This window comes from Myroides sp. C15-4 (assembly GCF_050522745.1).
Lineage (GTDB): Bacteria > Bacteroidota > Bacteroidia > Flavobacteriales > Flavobacteriaceae > Flavobacterium.
Window position 1 is genome coordinate 1 of the sequence record NZ_JBMVQX010000071.1, and the last position, 3,385, is coordinate 3,385.

Sequence of the window (3,385 nt, forward strand, 5' to 3'; positions counted from 1 at the left end):
ACAAGGTTGGTAACAAAAGTCGTATTGTTGGCAATCTCTGCCACATCCAAACGCACGCTATGGTTCGCTGAATCGGTAACAACCAACTGATCATTCTCTAAGGTAAAGCTCACGTTGGTCGTATTTAACGTAGACCAATCAATATTGTGTTCTGCTCCTTGTGCATCATAGTACACAAATGCATTGGTTGTTGGGTTGTAGTTTACATTTCCATATTTTCCTTTTAGTTCATTGATAATGTTTTCAATGAATTCGTTGTTGTTGGTAATGTGTTGGATAAACTCTATATTATCCCCCAACTGAGTGATAAATTCGCTATTTTCAACTAAATGCGTTACAAACGTCTTATTATTTGCAATATCGGACACTGCTAAATAAACGCTGTGATTTTCAGTATCTGTAATTACTAAAGATTCTTCTCCATTTTTAGTTGGGTTTCCTTCAATAGTAAAAGTATTATTTTTGCGATCTATGAATGTATCACCAGAAAGTAAAGGTGTCCAAGCATTTGATTTCCAATAATAAAAACCTGCTACTAGATTTGTATTACCTGTATGGTAGACCAATAAACTCTCGACTCTTTCTCCTTCTATAGGGGAAAATTCACTTTTATCTTTTAGCTCTACTCTAGGTAGTAAAACCCCTTTTTTCAGGGCAACAATCTCCAATTGTGCAGAACTGGCTGCTTTTTTAGTACCAATACCAATTTGAGCCATTGCTGAACTACTTAAAATAAGTGTCACTAATGGAATTAATCTTCTTATCATATCCAATTTTTTTTGTTATACAACTCATAAAATATTGTTATACAAATTTACAACCATTATATAAAATTTAATAATAAGTATTAATTATTACAAATAACACCAACAAAAAGAATATAACATAGATATAACTCATAAAATTTACTATAATTTCACAAATAAATCACAATCTAAATTAACACTATTATTCGCATATAATCATCTTTACGGAAACCATCCCTACTCTCGTCGAATTAATCAAAAAACACGTTTAATTTTAACTTCAAATAATCTCAAAACGAGTAGACAAAAAAAACAAAATAGAATTAAACATTTCACATTCACTTTTTTTCTCTTTCAAGGGAGTTGTTACATAAAATTCAAAAAAAAACGTCAGCTAGATATAAAAATAAAAGATTCTCAACCAATAGTCCCTTGTATTAGAAAATGCAAAATCAACTCGTATGCACGCATACAATAAAAAAGGAATTGCCATAAAAAAAGAGGTTGCTTAAACAACCTCTTTAGATGAAAATCACTAGCTCCTATTTACTGTTATAGTAAAGAATTATAAAAAAGCAGGATCATTTCCTTTATAAATTCAGAATAATAAATTCACTTCGTCTATTTACTTGATGCTCTTCCTCTGAACAAGGAATACCCTTGCTACACTTGTTTAGCAACTGACTTTCTCCATAGCCTTTTCCAGTTAAGCGATCGGCTGCAATACCCTTGCTAATCATCCATTGCATGGTCGCTTTTGCACGACGGTCAGACAACTGCCTATTATAACGATCATTACCTCGGCTATCAGTATGAGAGCGAATATCAACAACCAAGCTCGGGTGTTGTTTCATCACTTCTACCACTTTCATTAGCTCTATTTGCGCATCGGGTCTTATCGTTGACTTATCAAAATCAAAATAAATTGGCGATAATTTTAATTTGTCGAACAAATCATCTCCTTGTCCAATACGCGTTCCATCAGATTCTAATGTAATATACAAACGCTCTTTGACCTCGCGATTTGTATGGATACGCATCTCTTTGGTCAAATATCCTTTTTTACTAGCGCGAACGAGATACTCACGACCACAAGCGAGCTGATCAAAACTAAAATACCCCTGACTATCGGATTGTATTTCTGCTACTTTCTTATTCATTGCATCGTAAAAACCAATGACCACTTGATCTAAGTATTCCCCTCCTTCTTGGTTGGAAATCAAACCATCGACAAGTTGTGTACAAGCTTGTTCTATAAAGAGGTAAAGATCATCTCCTCCATGTCCCCCAGGTTTATTTGAGGTAATAAATCCCTTCTTCGTAGCCGAATCGATATATAGACCAAAGTCGTCAAAAGCACTGTTGATATCAGGACCTAAATTCACAGGAACTCCCAATTGCCCATCGCGTTGAATTTTAACTTTAAATACGTCCAATCCCCCAAAACCCGGATGTCCATCGCTAGAAAAGTATAACGTATAATCGGAAGAAATAAAGGGAAAAGTTTCACGACCTGCTGTATTAACCTTATCACCTAGATGTTCAACTGGCCCAAAATGACCATCCTCAAAACGACTTACACGAAATAAATCGGATTGCCCTAAACTTCCTTGGCGATCGGAAACAAAATACATCCACTTTTCATCTGGTGTCAAAGCAGGATGAGCGGTATTGTAATCCTCTAAATTGAAAGCTAAGGATTCAGCCACCCCCCAACTTCCATCAGGTTGCTGATGGGATACATAGATTTTAAGTACTGAAGATTCTTCTTTATTATACTGCGCGCGTTTGCCTCCGCGTATGGAACCATTATTACTGGTAAAATACATTGTCTTTCCATCTTTGGTAAAAATAGCAGTTCCCATATTGAGTTCTTTAGAGGCAATTTCTTTGGCAAAAAGAACAGGTTCTCCGAAACCACCATCCACACCAATTGTAGTTGTGTAGAGTTTAGTATAAGCTTGATTCGTCCAATTGTGAATTTTGTTTTTCATTTGATCATTCACGCGAGAAGAAGTAAAAATCAACTGATTACCTAGCAATGTTGCTCCGTAATCTGAATATTCACTATTACACGATAAATTCGACAAAGTAAAACGAGAGGAAGGCAATGTTTTTTCAACTAATTCGCTATTCGTTATAAAAAGTTGTGCCCGCGAATCATTCGCTGCTAGAGCAGCAAACTCTTCCAAGATTGCATCTGCTTTTTGGGGTTGATCCACTGCTTTGAGCGTTTGTGCATAGCGATAATAGTACTCCTTATTTAAAGTTGTTAAATCCTTGTCTTCATAACTTCCTTCTATCAGCTGTTCGTACCATTTATTTGCTTCGACGAACTTAGCATTAAAGTAATATGAATCACCTAATTTACTCAGAATAGAAGTATTGATATACCCTTGTTCAGCCATATTTTCATACATTTGAATGGCATCCACATACGCATAGGTATCAAAATTTCGGTCTGCTTTTTTTTCTTTTCTCGACTGTCCAAAACTAAGCAGACTTGTCAGCAAAAAACAAACCAATAGGCTAAGGTATTTCGTTTTTCTAACCATATAGTTGTGTTTTTAGAAAAATCGAGGAGCGACTTTTCTTCTGTTGTTACTAAATAATTCAAATTTCATAAAGATCTCATGGGA

1 protein-coding gene and 1 pseudogene are annotated in these 3,385 nt (G+C 35.2%); both read right to left on the reverse strand.

What is annotated here, in order from left to right; translation table 11 throughout:
- Window positions 1-767: pseudogene (locus ACPDHL_RS16020) on the reverse strand (hypothetical protein); the annotation flags it as partial.
- Window positions 768-1,336: 569 nt separating this feature from the next.
- The gene (locus ACPDHL_RS16025) at window positions 1,337-3,301 is read right to left on the reverse strand and encodes an OmpA family protein (protein ID WP_430533714.1); all 1,965 of its coding nucleotides are present in this window, start codon (window positions 3,299-3,301) and stop codon (window positions 1,337-1,339) included.
- Between the last annotated feature and the right edge of the window lie 84 nt (window positions 3,302-3,385).